The following is an 18,116-nucleotide window of genomic DNA, read 5'->3' on the forward strand; positions in this document are numbered from 1 at the left end:
GTCCTCAATTATCGGGGGCTCGTCGGGGGGCTTGTCCTAACCAACCGGCGATTATAGAGAGGCCCCTTGCCCGAACGGACAAGGGACCACCCTTATCGGACGCCTTGGCGTCTCAGCCCTTGTCGCGTGTGGCCCAGCCGCCACCCAGCGTCCGGTACAGCGTGACCTGGTTCTGCAGCTGCAGCAGGCGCGTGGTCACGGCCGATTGCTGCGCCGTGAACAGCGAGCGTTGTGCGTCGAGCAGGTCGAGCGCGCTGGCGATGCCGTTGCGATAGCGCAGGTCGGAGAGCTTGAAGCGCACCGCCTCCGCATCGGCCTGCGCACGCTGTGCGCGCACCTGCTCGCCCAGCGTGGCGCGGCCCGCGAGGGCATCGGCCACTTCGCGGAACGCGGTCTGGATCGATTTCTCGTACTGCGCCACCGCGATTTCGCGCCCGGCCTTGGCTGAGTCGAGCGTGGCGATGTTGCTGCCGGCGTCGAAGATCGGCAGCGTCACCGTCGGCGCGAAAGACCAGGCCTTCGAACCGCGATCGAACAGGCCCGAGAACTCGCTGCTCGCGGTGCCGATGGAACTCGTCAGCGACACACGCGGGAAGAAGTTCGCGCGCGCCGCGCCGATGTTGGCGTTGGCCGCAATCAGCTGCTGCTCGGCCGAGCGGATGTCGGGCCGTTCGGCCAACAGGTCGGAAGGCAGGCCGGCCGGCACGTCGGGCATCGGCTTGATGCCGTCCAGGCCCTTGATGCCGCCCGCCGTGGCGTCGGGCGGTACCGGCGCGCCCAGCAACAGGGCGAGGGCGTTCTCGTCCTGCATGCGCGCGCGCTGCTGCTCCGCATAGGATGCGCGCGCCGTTTCCAGCAGCGAGTTGGCGGCCTGGAAGTCGAGCTCCGACGACACGCCGTTGTCGAAGCGCATCTTCGTGAGGCGCACCGACTCTTCGCGCGTGACCATCGTCTGGCGCGTGATCTCGAGCAGCTCATCGTCCGCCAGCAACGTGAGCCAGCCGTTGGCGACCGACGCGATCAGGCTGATCTGCACTGCCTTGCGCGTCTCGTCCGTGGCGAGGTACTGCGCCAGCGCCTGGTCCTTCAGCGCGCGGATGCGGCCGAAGAAGTCCAGCTCCCAGGCGTTGAAGCCCAGGTTGACGCTGTACGACGACGACACGCTGCCCACGCTGGAGTCGAAGGCCTGGTAGGGGTTCGGGCTCGAGCGCGAGCCCGAACCAGTGAGGCCCACAGCCGGGAACAGCGCCGAGCGCTGGATCTGGAACTGCGCGCGCGCCTGCTCGATGTTGAGCACCGACACCCGCAGGTCGCGGTTGTTCACGAGCGCGGTCTGGATCAGGCCCGCGAGCCGCGCGTCGGTGAAGAAGTCCTGCCAGGGCAGGTTGGCTGCGGCCTGGCCGGGCGGCTGCGCCGGGTCGCCCGGGTAGGTGGTGGGCACAGGCGCGGCGGGGCGCTCGTAGGTCGGAATCAGCGAGCAGCCGGCCAGCAGCATGGCGGCGGCCAGGGCTGTGGGAATCAGTTTCTTAGTCATGTTTTTCCTCCGCGATGCCGGCGGCTTCGGCGTGTCGCTTGTCGGCTTCATGCTGGCGCGCGCTGCCCTTGAACAGGGTGCGCACCACCACGAAGAACACCGGCACGAAGATCACGGCCAGTGCAGTGCCCGTCACCATGCCGCCGAGCACGCCGGTGCCGATGGCGCGCTGGCTGGCAGAGCCGGCGCCCGAGGCGATTGCGAGCGGCACCACCCCGAGGCCGAAGGCCAGCGAGGTCATGATGATCGGGCGGAACCGCAGGTGGGCGGCGGCCAGCGCCGATTCGATGACGCCCTTGCCCTGCGCCTGCAGGTCCTTGGCGAACTCGATGATCAGAATCGCGTTCTTCGCGGATAGGCCGATGATGGTGATCAGCCCCACCTGGAAGTACACGTCGTTCGAATAGGCGCGCAGCATCGTCGCCACCAGCACGCCCAGCACGCCCAGCGGCACCACCAGAATCACCGACAGCGGGATCGACCAGCTTTCGTACAGCGCGGCCAGGCAGAGGAACACCGCCAGGATCGCGAAGCCGTACAGCACGATGGCCTGCGAGCCCGCGAGCTTTTCTTCGCGCGACTGGCCGGTCCACTCGAAGCCGAAGCCTTGCGGCAGCTGCGCGGCGAGCTTTTCCATCTCGGCCATTGCGGCGCCCGTGCTATAGCCGGCGGCGGCGTCGCCGCTGATGCGGATCGCCGGGTAGCCGTTGTAGCGCACCGTCTGCGTGGCGCCCGTGACCCACTTGGTGGTCGCGAAGGCCGACAGCGGCACCGGCTGGCCCTGCGTGTTGCTGGCGTTCAGCTTGAGCAGGTCGTCGGGCTGCATCCGCGCCGGAGCGTCGGCTTGCACCACCACGCGCTGCAGGCGGCCGCGGTTCGGGAAGTCGTTGATGTAGCTCGAACCCAGGCCGGTCGACAGCGTCGCGTTGATCGCGTCGAAGCTCACGCCAAGCGCATTCGCCTTGTCGCGGTCGATGTCGATCTGCAGCTGCGGCGCGTCTTCCAGGCCGTCGGGGCGAACCTGCGCCAGGACCTTGCTCTGCGAGGCCATGCCCAGCAGCTGGTTGCGTGCGTTGATCAGCGCCTCGTGGCCCGCGCCCGAGCGGTCCTGCAGACGGAAGCTGAAGCCGCTGGCATTGCCCAGTTCAGGAATGGGCGGCGGGCTCAGCGGGTAGATGAAGGCGTCGCGGATGCCCGACAGCGCACCGAAGGCACGGCCGGCCAGCGCGCTGGCCGAGTGGGCCGGGTCCTTGCGCTCGTCCCAGTCCTTCAGCGTCACGAAGGCGAGGCCCGCGTTCTGGCCCTGGCCCGAGAAGCTGAAGCCCATCACGCCCACCATGCTCTGCACTTCGGGCTGCTTCAGGATGAAGCCCTCGACCTGCTGCATGACCGACAGCGCGCGCTCCTGTGTCGCACCAGGCGGCAACTGCACGTTCACGATGATGTTGCCCTGGTCTTCCTGCGGCAGGAACGAGCTCGGCAGCCGGGTGTAGGTGAACACCACCGCGCCGATGATGGCGAGGTAGATCACGAGGTAGCGGGCAGCGCGGCGCAGGATGCGAGCGACCACGCTCTCATAGCCCTTGGCCGTGCGCGCGAAGCCGCGATTGAACCAGCCGAAGAAGCCGGTCTTCTCGTGATGGTGGCCGGCCTCCACCGGCTTGAGCAGCGTGGCGCACAGCGCCGGCGTGAGCGACAGAGCCATGAATGCCGAGAAGGCGATCGAGGCCACCATCACCGCCGAGAACTGGCGGTAGATGTTGCCGGTCGAACCCGCGAAGAACGCGAGCGGCACGAACACCGAGATCAGCACCACCGTCACGCCGATGATGGCGCCGGAGATCTGCTTCATGGCCTTGCGCGTGGCTTCGAGAGGCGGCAGCCCCTCCTCGCTCATGATGCGCTCGACGTTCTCCACCACCACGATGGCGTCGTCCACCACGATACCGATCACCAGCACCATGCCGAACATGGTCAGCACGTTGATCGAGAAGCCGAGCGCCAGCAGCGAGGCAAAGGTGCCCAGCAGCGCGATCGGCACCACGATGGTCGGGATGATCGTGTAGCGCCAGTTCTGCAGGAACAGGAACATCACCACGAACACCAGCGCCACGGCTTCCAGCAGCGTCTTGACCACTTCGGTGATCGAGATCTGCACGAAGCGCGAGCTGTCGTACGGAATGTTCCACTTCACGCCCTGCGGGAAGTAGCGCTCGAGTTCGGCCATCTTGGCGCGGACCGCCTTGGCCGATTGCAGCGCGTTGCCGTTGGGCGTGGGCTGGACGCCGATACCGACCGCGGGCACGCCGTTCAGGCGGGCCGAGGTGGCATACGACTGGCCGCCGAGTTCGACGCGCGCCACGTCCTTCAGCCGCACGGTCGAGCCATCGGTGTTGGCGCGCAGCACGATGTTCTTGAACTGCTCAACGTTGACGAGCTGGCCGTTCACGGTCACCGTGGCCGCGATGGCCTGGCCGGGAATGTTGGGCAGGTCGCCGAGCGTGCCCGAAGACACCTGGGCGTTCTGTGCACGGATGGCGTTGTTGACGTCGGTCGCCGACAGGTTGAAGCCCTGCAGCTTGGCCGGATCGATCCACACGCGCATCGCGTTCTCGGAGCCGAACAGCTGGGCCTGGCCCACGCCGACCACGCGCTGCAGCTCGGGCACGACGTTGCGCGCGGTGTAGTCGCCGAGCGCCACCGGGTCGATGTTCGGGTTGTCCGAGGACAGCATCACGAACATCAGGAAGTTGTTGCGCGACTTGTCCACGCGCACGCCCTGCTGCGTCACGGCAGCCGGCAGGCGCGGTGTTGCGCGCGACAGCCGGTTCTGCACGTCCACCTGTGCGAGGTCGTCGTTGGTGCCGGCCTCGAAGCTGATCGTGATGGAGCCGGTGCCGTCGGCCTGGGCCACCGATTCCATGTAGATCAGGCCTGGCGAGCCGTTCATTTCACGCTCGATGACGGACAGCACGCTGTCCTCGAGCGTCTGGGCCGAGGCGCCGGGGTAGGCGACGTTGATGACGATGGCGGGGGGCGCCACCGGCGGGTACTGCGAGATCGGCAGCTGGGTGATTGACACGCCGCCCACCACCAGGATGAACAGTGCGATCACCCAGGCGAAGATCGGTCGGTCGATAAAAAATTTGGCCATTTGCGGGCGCGCTCCTGATTACTTCTTCTCGGCCGCGGCCTTGTCGGCCGGGGCGGCAGGCGCCGCCGGTGCGGACCCCGCTGCGGCCGGCGTGGCCGCGGCGTTCGGGTTCGGCTTGGTCCAGGGGACCGCCTTCACCGGCGTGCCGGGCGGCATCATCTGCAGCTTCTGGAAGCCGTCGACCATCACCTGCTCGCCGGCCTTCAGGCCATCGAGCACCACCCACTGGTTGTCCTTGGCGGCGCTGATCTTCACGGTGCGCTTGCCGATCTTGCCGTCCTTGTCGACCACCGACACGGTGTCGCCCTGCTGGGTGCGCGTGACGGCCTGCTGCGGCAGCGTGATCGCGTTGGTGGCCTGTGCCTGTTCGAGCTTCACGCGAACGTACAGGCCGGGCAGCAGCTCGCCCTTGGGGTTGGGCACTTCGGCGCGCAGCGTGACCTGGCCGGTGGTGGAGTCGACCGTGAGGTCGGAGAACAGCAGCTTGCCTTCCAGCGGGTAGTCGGTGCCGTCCTCCAGCACCACGCGGATGGTTGCGGCTTCCTCGCCGCTCGCGCGCTTGTATTGGCCGGCGGCCACTGCGCGGCGCAGCTTCATCGCGTCGGAGGCCGACTGCGTGAAGTTCACGTACAGCGGGTTGATCTGCTGCACCACGGCGAGCTCGGTGGCGTCGCCCTGGCCCACCAGTGCGCCTTCGGTGACGAGGGCACGGCCGATGCGGCCCGAGATGGGCGAGGTCACGTCGGCGTAGCCCTGGTTGATCTTGGCGGTCTGCAGCGCCGCGCGGCCCGAGGCCACGTCGGCTTCGGCCTGCTTGGCAGAGGCCACGGCGGTCGCGTATTCCTGCTTGCTGACCGCATTGGCTTCGACCAGCGGCTTGTAGCGGTCGGCGAGGGCCTTGGCCTGCACGGCATTGGCTTCGGCGCGGGCCAGCGTGGCTTGGGCGTTCTGCGTGGCGGCCACCAGCGGGGCGGGGTCGATGCGGAACAGCAGCTGGCCGGCCTTCACGTCGCTGCCTTCGCGGAATTCGCGCTTCAGCAGGATGCCCGAGGCACGGGCGCGGACCTGGGCGACGCGGGAGGCCTCGAGGCGGCCGGGCAGTTCGGTGACGAGGCCGACATCGGTCGGCGCAGCCACCACCACGCCCACCTCGGGTGCAGGGGGATGGCCACCACCGCCGGCGCCGCCCGGACCGGCGGGCGCATCGCTCTTGCCACAGCCCGCAAGGACCAGCAGGACGACGGCGGCCACGGTCGCGAGACGCGGCGAAAAGGACGAATGACGCGAAACATGCAGGAGAGGCATGCGATTCCTTTGAAGCGAAGACGGGAGATGGCGCGTTCGCGGAACAAACCGGAAACCTGTGTAGCCAGGTGGGCCATCGAGGAAACCGGCGAGTTTACATACATTCATGGATGTATAGTGACAACCACGAATGGCCCCACGATACATAGAGGGCGTTGTCTTTACAAATCAGGAGACTTGGTGGCACGTCGGACGAAAGAAGAAGCATTGGCCACGCGGCATCGGTTGCTCGATGCCGCGGAGCTGCTGTTTCAGGCGCAGGGCGTTTCGCAGACCACGCTGCAGCAGATCGCGCAGCAGGCCGGCGCGACGCGCGGCGCCATCTATTGGCATTTCAAGGACAAGGCCGACCTCTTCAACGCGATGATGGAGCGGGTCATCCTGCCGCTGGAAGCCGCGCCGAAGCCCGCCACCGCAGGCGTCACCGACGACCCCCTGGCCGAGATCGAGGAAGGCATGATCCACGCGCTCACCCTCATGGCCACCGACCCCCAGGTGCGCCGCGTATTCGATGTGGCGACCCACAAGGTCGAATACACCCACGACATGGCCTCGGTGCAGCAGCGCCACCTCGACGCCCGCAACGCCTGCGTGGGCGACTTCGAGAAGGCCCTGCGCCTGGCCGCGCGCCGCGGCCATATCAAGCTGCCGCTGCCGGGCAACGCGGCGGCGCAGGGGTTGCACGCACTCATCAGCGGGCTCATCCAGAACTGGCTGCTCGACCCCGAGGCCTTCGACCTGGTGCATACCGGAAGGCGCACTTTCCGGGTCTATCTGGCGGGGCTCGGGTTCGCCCGGCCGCTGCCGGGCACCGCTGTTGCGGCTGAAGCCGAAACGGTCGCCGCCTGATAGGCGATAATGCGTGGCTCCGGTGCATGCCGGACCCCAATTCCTCGCTGTATTTCAACGGATAGAATTCGGCCCTCCGAAGGCTGAGATCCAGGTTCGATTCCTGGCGGCGGGACCAGATACAAGGCCGGAAGCTTTCAGAAGCTTCCGGCCTTTTTCATTTTTCCTCGGAGAAATGCCTCTGCATGAAAACATTCACTCGCCATGACGCGGTGATCGTGGGGAAGATCCTGGCCGAAGTCGCGCGCGCCGAGATCATGCCGCGCTTCAATGGCTCGCTGGCCAGCAGCACGAGAGAAAAATCCTCTACCTTCGACGTGGTCACGGATGCAGACGAAGCTGCGGAACGCGAGATTGCGCAGCGGCTGCTTCAGCTATATCCGGGCGCGCTCGTCATTGGCGAGGAGGCGGCTGGTCGCGACCCCGGCGTGCTGTCGCGGATCGCAACGGCCGACCTCGCGTTCATCATCGACCCCATCGACGGAACGAAGAACTTCTCTTCCGGCGTTCCTCTCTTTGGCGTCATGCTCGCGGCCACAGTGCGAGGCGAGGTTGTCATGGGCGTCATCCATGACCCTGTCTGCGACGACACGTCATTCGCAGTGCGCGGGGGCGGTGCCTGGCGGCAAGGGGCTGACATGATCGACAAGGAGATAAAGGTCGCTCTCCCTGTGCCGGTCAACCAGATGCACGTGGTGGCTGGCACCAACTTCCTTCCGCAGCCTATGCGCTCGACGGTGATCCGGAATTTGCCGAAGGTCGCCATGAACTTCTGGATGCGCTGTGCTGCGCATGAATACCGGATGGCGGCCGCAGGCCATTGCCACGCGCTGCTCTATTACAAGCTGATGCCCTGGGACCACGCCGCGGGCTGGCTCATTCATAAAGAGGCGGGCGGCTACAGCGCTCATTTCGACGGGTCGCCGTACAAGCCGGACCATCTCACTGGCGGGTTGATCTGCGCGCCCGATCAGAGCTCTTGGGGTTTGTTGAGAGACGCTCTTTTTTCGGATGCGCCCGAGGGCGATCCGACTACCGACTAGTAAACACTCGAAACCAACGTTCTCGCCGAGGCACGCAAGCCACTTTTGGCGCGTGTATTCGTTCACGGATTCGCAGGCACTTCTCATTGCTGCCTGCCGGAAAGCTCCAGGCACTTACATACTCTGACAAAGCTTACCGCCGTTAGAGCGGAGCGATTTCAGGGAGGATCCATGTCCATCTTCGATGGCACGCGCTGGCATGTTCGCCCGGCGTGCGTCTCTGCGTCTTCGGCGGTGCAATGACCCGCCGCGTCACCATTCAAACGCCGCTGAGAGCGGCGCTGCAATTCCATCGGCTTGCCGGTCGTGAGGCGCTGAGCCGGCTCTACGATTTCGAAGTCGACCTGCTGGGCAGCAGCAACGGCATCGATCCGAAACTGCTGCTCGGAAAGCCCGCCACCGTGGCGGTGCAAACGGAAAGCGGCGGCATGCGCTACCTGGGCGGCATCGCCGCAGGCTTCGGGCTTCAGCAGGAAGACGCCCGGCATTCTTTCTATCGCCTTCAGTTGCGGCCTTGGCTGTGGCTCGCGACGAGGCGCAGCGATTTCCGCGTATTCCAATCAAGGAGCGTTCCCGAAATCGTGATGGAAGTGCTGGAGCGCTACGGCTTTCCCTCCGAGCAGAAGCTCAGCCGCAGCTACCGCACGTGGGATTACTGCACTCAATACGACGAGACCGATTTCGCCTTCATCTCGCGCCTGTGCGAACACGAAGGTATCTATTACTACTTCAGGCACGAGGCCTCGCAACAGGTGCTCGTGTTCGCGGACGACATCGCCACATCGCACGATCCGCTGCCCGGTGGCGAGACGGTGCGCTTCCATCCCCTGGAGAAGGCGGGCATGACTGGAGGAGGCCCAGGGCCGAACGAGCGCATCTACGAATGGAAGAGCGGCGAAGAAGTCCGCTCCGGCTTTCACTTCACCAATGAATACGACCCCCTCAAACCCAGGGCGGACCTCTCGAGTCAACTGCAAATGCACTCGGGTCATGCATTCGATGACTTCGAGTTGTACGCATGGCCCGGCGGCTACAAGCAGCACGACGACGGAGAGACCTACGCGCGCATTCGAACCGAAGAGCAGTTGAGCGCGCGCTGTGTTGCGGGTGGGCACTCCAACCGGCGCGAGCTCGCGCCAGGCTACACATTCGAGCTCGCCAGCCACCCAAGGGACGACCAGAACCAGAAGTACCTTCTGACCAGCGTCGAATACGAGCTGCAAGAAAACCTCCAGGCCAGCGAAGGTGCCAATGCCGGCGAGGGCTCCGTCCAGCGCTTTGCCTTCGAAGCGCAGCCAGTCAGCTACGCATGGCGACCGATGCGCACCACGCCAAAGCCTCGCACGCGCGGCCCGCAGACGGCCATCGTGGTCGGCCCGAAGAATGAAGAAATTTGGGCCGACCAGTACGGCCGCGTCAAAGTCCAGTTCTACTGGGATCGCCTCGGCCAGCGCAACGAGAACTCCAGCTGCTGGGTGCGCGTGTCCACGTCCTGGGCCGGCGACACCTTCGGCACAGCGGCCTTGCCACGCATCGGCCATGAAGTCATCGTCGATTTTCTGGGTGGCGATCCGGACTACCCCATCATCACCGGACGCGTGTTCAATGCAGAGAACATGCCGGCGTGGCGTTTGCCCGAACAGACGAATCTCTCAGGCATTCGCAGCCGCGAGCTGAGCGCAAACGATGGTTCGGGCAGTACGGGCGGAGCACGCGGCAATCATCTGGCGCTGGACGACCACCCCGGAAAGATCCAGGCGCAACTCAAGAGCGACCACCTCAGCAGCAGCCTGAGCCTTGGCCACATCGGTCGCATCGATGACACGGCAGGCCGCAAGGACGACCGCGGCGAGGGCGCCGAACTGCGTACCGATGGCCATGCCGCAGTGCGCGCCGCCAGGGGCCTGTTGCTTTCCACCGAGACACGACCCGATGCGCAGGCGCATATCACCGACCTGGGGGAGACCGTGGCGCGCCTGACGGCCGCACGCGATTTGCACGAACGCCAGAGCCAAACCGCCCAAGAGGCCAAGGCGCACGAAGCGGGCGACCAGGACGCAGTCACGACGGTTCTCAAGGAGCAGAACGACGCCATCAAGGGCAAGGGTGGCGATGGTGGCTCGCAGCAAGGCGCGTTTCCGGAACTCAGCGAACCTCACCTCGTGCTCGCCAGCGCGGCCGGCATCCAGAGCACCGCGGCGGGCACCACCCACATCGCCAGCATCACCCACAACGCGTTGAGCAGCGGTGGCCATACCAGCATCAGTGCAGGCAAGGGCTTCCTGGTCAGCGTGAAGGAGGCCGCACGCCTCTTCGCCTACAAGGCCATCCGCCTGACAGCCGCTACCGCCGGCATAGACATCGTCGCCCTGCAGAACAGCATCAACCTGCTGGCCAAGCTCGACATCAAGCTGGAGGCCAACAAGATCAGCATCACCGCCAAGGAAGAGATCCTGATCAATGGAGGCAGCAGCTTCACCAAGTGGAGCGCCTCGGGGATCGTGCATGGGACGAAAGGCCTTTGGCGTGAGCACGCGGGCACCCATAGCTACGCGGGGCCGACGGACATGGAAAAGCTCCTGCGAATGGAGGGTGTCGGCCACGACGATAAGTACAGCGTTCGCTTCGCACCTCTTGGCAGCGACGAAGTCTTCAAGCACATGGAAATGGCGGGGCTGCCCTACAAGATTCTGGACGAGCGAAAGCAGATCAAGGCTGAGGGAGTCATTCCCGACGATGGGCGGCTACCGCGAATCAGCTTCGAGACGCCCGACGAGGCAACGCTGATCGTGGGTGAAGAAGTCTGGGGCTGGAGCCCTATTCCGACGATTCGTACGGCACGGAGCAATGCAGATGCTTTCGAGCCTGAAAACGACGAAGGCGAAAGCGATGGCCCGAGCGATAGCTCGTCAGATATCGAAAACTCAAGATTCGCCAAATCGACGGGCAATTTCGGTCTCAATCATTTTCTTTCTGAGTCTGCGGTGGAGGCCCATTTGAAAGGGCAGGCGTAAGCGCTAAATCTGATCATGCCAAAGCTGATATCTGCAACTTACCACCCCAATATCGAAGTCGCTGAATTCATCTGTGAAGACGGCCGCCATTTGCTGCGCTCTGGCGGAACCTTGCCATGGCGAATCAACAATCCTGGAGATTTGACAGCCCGAATGGTAAATGGTGTGCCAGCCCCAAAGAAGGCAAAGGGCTACATCGGGTTTGCCACAACTCGATCGAACAGAACATTTCTGATCTTTCCCGACGAAGACTCAGGGCGAGAGGAGTTGAAAGCAAACCTGAAGCGGCTGCACGGCGAGCGAACCATCTCAGAGGCTATCCCCATCTATGCCCCGAAAAATGAAAACAATACAGAAAAATATACGAGCGATTTACTCAAGACGAGCGGCATTCCAGCCCACAGAAAAATAGGCGAATGCACCGATGCAGAGCTCGAAAAAATAATGAACGGCATTTCGGAGATCGAGGGATATCACGCCAATACCGAGACTCGAAAAGAAACCTGGGTTGTCGTAAGCAGAATCAACGCTACCAATGGCAGTCAACCTCTGCCTGATACGGAAATCATTTTGCAAAAAGGAGGCAAGGAAGAAAAGGCTAAATCTGATGAAACAGGGCGCTTCCCGCCCGTGATTCATCCTGCAGACAACTCAGCCGTGCATGTCAAGGTCATGGACCCGAAGACCAAGGAGCCAGTGATAGTTGGATCGATTCGAGGAAGCGCCGGCAAGGATTTCAATCTTTTGGCGAAATTCAGAAAGTGGAAGGGTGTTGCGGGTTCGGAGAAGATCAACAGCTCCACGGCAGGGAAGAAGAAGCCGATGAGCTATGTGGTTCAGCCTGGAGACAGCCTCTGGAAAATTGCAAAGCTATATCGCACCAGCGTTGATGCAATCAAGGATGGTAATGGCTTGAGCAGCGACAGGATTTATCCGGGCGAGGTATTGCCGATCAATGGAAGTGGCAAGGTAAAACCAAGCGATAAGTTGGCGACTCCACTAGTAACAACGGCGGAGACGCCAATAGCCTCGGTAACTCCAACAAAGCGCCCACGTCTTCCTCCACCACCAGCACCTCCAATTCCATCTGGCATAGAGCCATCGAATTCAGAGCGATCCAAGGAAGGAGCGGGGAAGGTCTTGGCATTGATCAACCCGGCGCCAGGGCGTGCTCCCTGGATGCCCATTGCTATTGCCGAAGCAAAGCTTAGACGTGGAGAAACTGAGCTCACGCTGCAGGACAAGATCAACTATCACATTGAAATTGATGATGGCGTTAAATCGATGGCTGGAAGGAATAATGCCTGGTGTGCGGCTTTTGTGAATTGGTGCCTGTTGCAGGCAAAGTATCCGATAGAAAACATAGGCTTTCCAAATCGAAAAATACCTAAAGCTCGCGCGCACGGTTTTTATGAAGTGGACGGGCCGAAAGAGAAATCTGAAAAACTGGCGCCTGTAGTCCGAAATCCTTTATTTGTTGAGCTGAATGAACCGATATATGGGGCCATTGGAATGGTTACGTCTAAATCCGGTCACGGGCATCATGTTGGATTTGTCTACGCCAAGAAGGGTCGTGAGGATTTGATCCTTCTTGGAGGAAATCAGAGTAGTCGAATAAGATTTACTCCTTTCCCGATGAAAATCGAGGCTCCAGTAAGAGTCAGGGGAAAAGATGGAAAGATGGAGGTTAAAAGCGAGGGCAGTTCAAATTATTTGAAATACTTCGTTCCTGTTTCTTATTATGAGCAGGCAAAAAGAGATCTGATCTCTCCAGGGTTGGAGGAAATGGACGTTACGTCGCTGAATTTGATGTTGGGAATACCTCCAGATAAGCCCGGAAAACGCGGAGCTCAATTAAATAATGATATCTTGTGAGGGGTGGTGGATGATTTATTTGGCTTTAAAAAAAGTATTCATTATTTTTGTTGTGATTTTTTCTTTTTTTTTGGTGTCCTGTGAGTTCATTTGCAGGGTACAGAAGTGATCGGCTGGTGGTTTGGATTAACCTGGAAAAGGATCGTGATGCCTTTAATGTCGATGGAGTGATTGTAAATTTCATAAGATCTGGGCGAATTGATTTGGAGTGTGGCGTTGATTGGAAAGACGGGGGGTCAATGTTGTACATGAAAAAACGACCCGTTGGGATTACCAATGATCTGGCTTGGAAGGTTTTCTTAAAAAAAGACAAGGTGGCGCTTCGGCATTTGAATTATCTCTTGAAATCTTTCAGAGATGCTGAGAACGGAGTCGACGAAGGGCTGGATGGAGTAGTCATCTACTCCAATAAAAATGGACCACACATGATGAATTTGGTTGCGGGCAAAAAGAAGATAAAAAGCTATCCATTAACGTCTAATAATGCTTCTCTGACGGCTCAGGATGTTGAAGAGGCATTTTGCATACTTTTGCCTCCCGTTACGCGCGCACCGTAGGTATGTCAATGAAATGCCCGGCTTTTACAAGTTGGGCCAACTCACTAAAAAACGGAGTGCAATTTGATCGGAGTGAGTGGGGCAACCTTGGTCAGTTGTTGTTTAGCAAAGAAAACATGAAATATCCGGAGGAACCACAGCAATCCAAGACGGAGCTAGATCCGCCTACCCAAAAGCCGCACCACGCCAAATCCGCCCACCTGCGGGCACGCTCGGTGCTCCAAAAATCCCGATGGTGTCGGGCGGGCTGTGGCGAGTTGATTGCGGACGGGCCGCTCGGCTGGTGGCCGTGCTGCAGCGAGGCTTGCCTGGAAGCCTGGAATGCTCGCTCTCCCACAGTTCAGCTCTCGCGCATCGAGTGGCCTCCTCGCCAGCAAAGCCACGAATGAACAGACCGTAATGAGTTCGCAAGAAATCATCCTCAACCACGACCTCTGGCGCAAAGGCGCGGGTGGCGCTCCGGCCGGCTTGGCTGGGCAAACGGACGCCTCTGCCTATGTCGATCTTGACCTCGATCTGGCCCGGTTCACCGATTCCGTGTTCGCTGGCAGCAGGTTCGCAGCCACGACTTTTCGCCAAGCGCAGTGGACGGCCTGCCGGTTCACCGACTGTGTCTTCGATGCCTGCGATTTCAGCGGCATCTCCATCACCGGCTGCACTTTCGTCAACTGTGTCTTCGATCACGCCGGATTCGGGCGAAGCACTCTCAGCGGTAGTTGCTTGATGCAGTGCCGGTTGAACGGAGTCAACTTCGATCAGGGCCGGTGGTCCGAAGTCAAGCTGCTCGAATGCACCGGCACGCAGGTCAAGGCCCTCGGATTGCGAGGCGAGGGCATCGACTTCACGGGCAGCAACTTCGAGCACTTGCAGTTCGAGGACACGATCCTCAACAGCGCGGTGTGACGGGGCGTTCTTCGCATGCTGCTGCGCAGCGCACGCACGGTTGCCATGGTCCCCGCACTCGTGACACCATGGCCGCATGCCCTACCAACTCCATTACTGGCCCACCATCCAGGGCCGCGGCGAATTCGTGCGGCTCGCGCTCGAGGCGGCTGGCGCCGACTATGTCGACGTGGCGCGGCTACCTGAAGCCAAGGGCGGAGGCGAGTCAGCCCTCGGCGAGCGGCTGGACGACCCCAACAGTGCGCGCCCCGCATTCGCACCGCCTTTTCTCGTCGATGGCGACATCGTGGTTGGGCAGACCGCCGCGATCCTGCTGTACCTGGGGCCGCGGCTCGGCCTGTCTGGCGTGGGCGAGTCCGACGGGCTGTGGACGCACCAGCTGCAGCTCACCATCGCCGACGTGGTGGCCGAGGCGCACGACACGCACCATCCGATCTCGGTTGGCGCTTACTACGAAGACCAGCGCGACGCAGCCGTACAGCGTGCACGGGCCTTTCGTGACGAGCGCATCCCGAAGTTCCTGAACTGGTTCGAGCGGGTGCTCCAGCGCAACCCCGCGGGCAGCCTGCACCTGGTGAGTGATGTACTGACCTATGCGGACCTGTCGCTGTTCCAGCTGGTGGACGGCCTGCACTACGCATTTCCGAAGGCCACGGCGAGAGCGCTGGCCGCAACGCCCGCGGTCGAGAAGCTGCATGCCAACGTCAGGCGCCGCCAGCGCGTGCATGACTACCTGCAGAGCCCGCGCCGCATTGCGTTCAACGAAGACGGCATCTTCAGGCGCTACGCCGAGCTGGACGCCTAGGCTTCTTCCGCGCCATTGCGAATGCGCAGCGCGGTCTCGTACAGCGTATTGCGCGCCGCGCCGCTGATCTCGGCAGCCAGCTTCACCGCGGTCTTCACGGGCAGCTCGGCCAGCAGCAGGCGCAGCACGCGTTCGCCTTCCGCGCCGCCGTCGCCGCTCACCGCCACGGGGTGCAGCACCAGCGCGAACTCGCCGCGCGTGCGGTCGCGGTCGGCGCTGAACCACTCGGGCAGGGCGCTGGCCGCGACGGTGGCGATTTCCTCGAACTGCTTGGTGAGCTCGCGGCCGACGGTGATGCGGCGCTCGCCCAGCATGGCCAGTGCACGCGCCAGGCTCTCGATGCGGTGGGGCGCTTCGAGCAGCACCACGGCGCGCGGCTCTTGCAACAGCGCCTGCACGGCGGTGTCGCGCTCGCCAGCCTTGCTCGGCAGAAAGCCGGCGAAGACGAAGGCGCTGCTACTGGCATTGCCGTCGCTGCCGCCATCGGCCACGAGGCCCGCCGCGCCGATCAGCGTGGTCACGCTGCTGGCGCCCGGCAGCGGCAGCACGCGCTGCCCGGCCGCGCGCACGGCTGCGGCCAGTCGCGCGCCGGGGTCGCTTACGCCGGGTGTGCCGGCGTCGCTGACATAGGCGATGCGCTCGCCCTGCGCGAGCCGCGCGACCACGGTCTGCGCGGCCTCGGCTTCGTTGTGCTGGTGCACCGCCAGCAGCCGCGCGCCGGGGCGGTCGATGCCGTAGGCGCGCAGCATGCTCTGCGTGTGGCGCGTGTCCTCGCAGGCGATGGCGTCCATCAGCTGGAGCACATGGAGCGCGCGCAGCGTGATGTCGGCCAGGTTGCCGATGGGCGTGGCGACCACGTAGAGCGTGCCCTGCGGATAATGCTGCGCACCCGCGGCGTCGTGCGCGGCCGCGAGGGCGGCGCCGAAAGAAGCAGGGGCGAGTGAAGCCAAGAGGTTTCTCCGTCGGAATGAACGAACAAAAAAGAAGATTGCAGGCAGGGAGCCATGAAGACCACCACAACGAAGCATCGGGGCGATGCGGCGGAAGACGCCGCGCTCGACTACCTGCGGGACGCCGGCCTGTTGCTGCTCGCGCGCAATTATCGGACGCCCGGGCGCGGCGGCGGCGAGATCGACCTGATCATGCGCGATCCGCGCGGCTCCTCAGGCGGCACGCTGGTGTTCGTCGAGGTCCGTCAGCGCAGCGCCGGCACGCACGGCGGCGCGGGCGGCAGCATCACAGGGATGAAGCAGCGGCGCATCGTGTTCGCCGCGCAGCACTACCTGAGCCGGCTGCGCGTGGTGCCGCCATGCCGTTTCGACGTGGTGCTGGTCGAGGAGAAAATCACCTGGCTTCAAGGCGCCTTCGATGCCGGCTGAAGTGCCCCGCATGGGGAACTGAAGCCCTGCCGAGGGCTCCACAACTCACACGTCTTGTTTCACAACCCCCAGTTATCATCCCGCCTCATGCTTGAGCAACGTATTCAGCAGCACTTCATCGATAGTGCCGACCTCAAATACCAGACCGGACCGGTCCTCAGCAAACCCATCTCTCAAGCGATGCAGGCCATCCTGGCCTGCGTGACCAGCGGCGGCAAGGTGCTGGCTTGCGGCGCCGGCGTGTCTGGTCTGCTGGCGGCCCAGTTCGCCGCGCAGTTCGTGGGCCGCTTCGAACGCGAGCGGCCCGAGCTCGGTGCCATCGCGCTGCCCGGCGACACCACCGACCCCGAGGCCGACAGCGCCAGTGCTGCGGACTCCGACCGCTTTGCCCGACAGGTGCGCGCGCTCGGCCAGGCCGGCGACGTGCTGCTCGCACTGAGCGCCAGCGGGCAGTCTGCGTCGGTGCTGGCCGCGGTGGCTGCAGCGCACGAGCGCGATATGACCGTGGTCGCGCTGCTGGGCAATGCCGTTTCGGGCGTGCCCTCGGCTCCGGGCGCGGGCAGCAGCGGCTCGGGCGGCGCCATCGGCCGCGCGCTGCGCGAAACCGACGTCCAGATCAGCGTGCCGCACGAGCGTGCGGCACGCATCCACGAAATCCACCAGATCGCGCTGCATTGCCTGTGCGACGGCGTGGATGCCCAGTTACTCGGAGAACAGGAAGCTTCCTCATGACCATGACGACCATGAAGACGACATCGACCCAGCGTTTCGCCCTTGCCCTCACCTTAGGCGCCGCACTGGTTGCAGGCCTTTCCGCCTGCGTGCCGCTCGTCGTGGGCGGCGCGGCCGTGGTGGGCGTGGGCATGGTGGCCACCGATCGCCGCAGCTCGGGCGCGCAACTGGATGACCAGGGCATCGAACTGCGCGCCGCGGCCCGCGTGCGCGACATTGCCAACGACCAGATGTACGTGAGCGTCACCAGCTTCAACCGCCAGGTGCTGCTGACCGGCGCCGTGGGCAGCGATGCCGACCGCCGCCGCGTCGAGGACGAGGTGAGCCGCATCGTGAACGTGCGCTCGGTGGTGAACGAACTGACCATCGGCGCCTCGAGCACTTTCCAGGACCGCTCGAACGACCTCTACATCACCGGCAAGGTGAAGGCTTCGCTGCTCGATGCCAAGGACATCTTCGCCAATTCCTTCAAGGTGGTGACCGAGCGCGGCACGGTCTACCTGATGGGCATCGCCACGCGGCGCGAAACCGACCGTGCTACCGAAATCACGCGCGGCATCTCGGGCGTGGTGAAGGTGGTGCGGGTGGTCGAGATCGTGAGCGAAGCGGACCTGGCAGCCAGCCAGGCGGCGAACCAGGCTGCGGCGCAGCGTGGCGGTACGGGCCCGGCGCCGGTGACGTCGGCCTCGCCGTCCACGCCTTCGTCGTCGTCTTCTTCTTCCACCTCGCGCGTGCCGCTGCCGCCGATGGAGCCGCTGCCTGCGTCGGGCTCCACGTCCACGCAGCCGTCGGGCAACGCGACGACCTCGCCGGTGCGCTGACAAACAGGCAGCAGCGTCGTGACCCGTCCTGCCATAGGTTGACACCTATGAGGGACACAGAGCCGGCCTGTTCAAGCCGGCCAGAGACGCCCGATGGACCTCATCGGGCGTTTTCAATTTTAGGGATTGATGCGGTCGCTCCTGG

The 18,116-nt window shown here is 63.3% G+C and carries 14 protein-coding genes and 1 tRNA gene; 11 read left to right on the top strand and 4 right to left on the bottom strand.

Annotated features, from left to right (window positions below; all coding sequences use genetic code 11):
• Positions 1-112: 112 nt before the first annotated feature.
• Genes ACZYSP_RS33775 through ACZYSP_RS33785 form a run of 3 tightly spaced genes read right to left on the bottom strand, consistent with a single transcriptional unit; the run spans position 113 to position 5,993 of the window.
• Complete coding sequence (locus ACZYSP_RS33775; RefSeq protein WP_093057700.1) at positions 113-1,534, bottom strand: efflux transporter outer membrane subunit; 1,422 nt, start codon at positions 1,532-1,534, stop codon at positions 113-115.
• Positions 1,527-4,688, bottom strand: coding sequence for an efflux RND transporter permease subunit (locus ACZYSP_RS33780; RefSeq protein ID WP_093079004.1), 3,162 nt, complete (start codon positions 4,686-4,688; stop codon positions 1,527-1,529). Before ACZYSP_RS33780 ends, ACZYSP_RS33775 begins: the two co-directional genes overlap by 8 nt.
• Before the next feature lie 18 nt (positions 4,689-4,706).
• On the bottom strand, positions 4,707-5,993 hold the full coding sequence (locus ACZYSP_RS33785) for an efflux RND transporter periplasmic adaptor subunit (protein ID WP_489018927.1): 1,287 nt from the start codon (positions 5,991-5,993) through the stop codon (positions 4,707-4,709).
• A 177-nt stretch (positions 5,994-6,170) separates the two neighbouring features.
• On the opposite strand from ACZYSP_RS33785, the gene ACZYSP_RS33790 reads away from it, so the two are divergent.
• From ACZYSP_RS33790 to ACZYSP_RS33825, 8 genes are all read left to right on the top strand, one after another.
• The gene (locus ACZYSP_RS33790) at positions 6,171-6,842 is read left to right on the top strand and encodes a TetR family transcriptional regulator (protein ID WP_307617305.1); all 672 of its coding nucleotides are present in this window, start codon (positions 6,171-6,173) and stop codon (positions 6,840-6,842) included.
• A gap of 43 nt (positions 6,843-6,885) precedes the next feature.
• Positions 6,886-6,960 (top strand) — tRNA-Arg (locus tag ACZYSP_RS33795).
• Positions 6,961-7,027: 67 nt separating this feature from the next.
• Positions 7,028-7,885, top strand: coding sequence for an inositol monophosphatase family protein (locus tag ACZYSP_RS33800; protein WP_354336845.1), 858 nt, complete (start codon positions 7,028-7,030; stop codon positions 7,883-7,885).
• 239 nt (positions 7,886-8,124) lie between these two features.
• Positions 8,125-10,899 (top strand): type VI secretion system Vgr family protein, encoded by a 2,775-nt coding sequence (locus tag ACZYSP_RS33805; protein ID WP_489018930.1) that lies wholly within the window; start codon positions 8,125-8,127, stop codon positions 10,897-10,899.
• A 15-nt stretch (positions 10,900-10,914) separates the two neighbouring features.
• Positions 10,915-12,774 (top strand): LysM peptidoglycan-binding domain-containing protein, encoded by a 1,860-nt coding sequence (locus tag ACZYSP_RS33810; protein WP_489018932.1) that lies wholly within the window; start codon positions 10,915-10,917, stop codon positions 12,772-12,774.
• A 116-nt stretch (positions 12,775-12,890) separates the two neighbouring features.
• Entirely contained in the window at positions 12,891-13,331 is a 441-nt protein-coding gene (locus ACZYSP_RS33815; protein ID WP_489018934.1) for a hypothetical protein, read from the top strand.
• A 399-nt stretch (positions 13,332-13,730) separates the two neighbouring features.
• On the top strand, positions 13,731-14,234 hold the full coding sequence (locus ACZYSP_RS33820) for a pentapeptide repeat-containing protein (RefSeq protein WP_489018936.1): 504 nt from the start codon (positions 13,731-13,733) through the stop codon (positions 14,232-14,234).
• Positions 14,235-14,310: 76 nt separating this feature from the next.
• A complete protein-coding gene (locus ACZYSP_RS33825) occupies positions 14,311-15,039 on the top strand; it encodes a glutathione S-transferase (protein ID WP_093057693.1) in 729 nt (242 codons plus the stop codon).
• Here ACZYSP_RS33825 and rsmI read toward each other — a convergent pair.
• Positions 15,036-15,989 (bottom strand): 16S rRNA (cytidine(1402)-2'-O)-methyltransferase, encoded by a 954-nt coding sequence (gene rsmI / locus ACZYSP_RS33830; protein WP_093178463.1) that lies wholly within the window; start codon positions 15,987-15,989, stop codon positions 15,036-15,038. The genes ACZYSP_RS33825 and rsmI overlap by 4 nt on opposite strands.
• A gap of 54 nt (positions 15,990-16,043) precedes the next feature.
• On the opposite strand from rsmI, the gene ACZYSP_RS33835 reads away from it, so the two are divergent.
• The 3 genes from ACZYSP_RS33835 (at position 16,044) to ACZYSP_RS33845 (ending at position 17,971) form a co-directional block, all read left to right on the top strand.
• Entirely contained in the window at positions 16,044-16,418 is a 375-nt protein-coding gene (locus tag ACZYSP_RS33835; RefSeq protein ID WP_093178462.1) for a YraN family protein, read from the top strand.
• Between the two features lie 87 nt (positions 16,419-16,505).
• Positions 16,506-17,150: an SIS domain-containing protein gene (locus ACZYSP_RS33840; protein WP_093057690.1), complete on the top strand. Its 645-nt coding sequence runs from the start codon at positions 16,506-16,508 to the stop codon at positions 17,148-17,150.
• Positions 17,147-17,971, top strand: coding sequence for a BON domain-containing protein (locus ACZYSP_RS33845; protein WP_177192832.1), 825 nt, complete (start codon positions 17,147-17,149; stop codon positions 17,969-17,971). Before ACZYSP_RS33840 ends, ACZYSP_RS33845 begins: the two co-directional genes overlap by 4 nt.
• Positions 17,972-18,116: the final 145 nt, after the last annotated feature.

The sequence above is a fragment of the Variovorax sp. F042 genome (genome assembly GCF_057814215.1).

Bases quoted from the DNA above. Each gene is read 5' to 3' on its own strand.
- ACZYSP_RS33775 (WP_093057700.1), bottom strand. From the start codon at position 1,534: ATGACTAAGAAACTGATTCCCACAGCCCTGGCCGCCGCCATGCTGCTG.
- ACZYSP_RS33780 (WP_093079004.1), bottom strand. From the start codon at position 4,688: ATGGCCAAATTTTTTATCGACCGACCGATCTTCGCCTGGGTGATCGCA.
- ACZYSP_RS33785 (WP_489018927.1), bottom strand. From the start codon at position 5,993: ATGCCTCTCCTGCATGTTTCGCGTCATTCGTCCTTTTCGCCGCGTCTC.
- ACZYSP_RS33800 (WP_354336845.1), top strand. From the start codon at position 7,028: ATGAAAACATTCACTCGCCATGACGCGGTGATCGTGGGGAAGATCCTG.
- ACZYSP_RS33805 (WP_489018930.1), top strand. From the start codon at position 8,125: ATGACCCGCCGCGTCACCATTCAAACGCCGCTGAGAGCGGCGCTGCAA.
- ACZYSP_RS33810 (WP_489018932.1), top strand. From the start codon at position 10,915: ATGCCAAAGCTGATATCTGCAACTTACCACCCCAATATCGAAGTCGCT.
- ACZYSP_RS33820 (WP_489018936.1), top strand. From the start codon at position 13,731: ATGAGTTCGCAAGAAATCATCCTCAACCACGACCTCTGGCGCAAAGGC.
- ACZYSP_RS33825 (WP_093057693.1), top strand. From the start codon at position 14,311: ATGCCCTACCAACTCCATTACTGGCCCACCATCCAGGGCCGCGGCGAA.
- ACZYSP_RS33835 (WP_093178462.1), top strand. From the start codon at position 16,044: ATGAAGACCACCACAACGAAGCATCGGGGCGATGCGGCGGAAGACGCC.
- ACZYSP_RS33840 (WP_093057690.1), top strand. From the start codon at position 16,506: ATGCTTGAGCAACGTATTCAGCAGCACTTCATCGATAGTGCCGACCTC.
- ACZYSP_RS33845 (WP_177192832.1), top strand. From the start codon at position 17,147: ATGACCATGACGACCATGAAGACGACATCGACCCAGCGTTTCGCCCTT.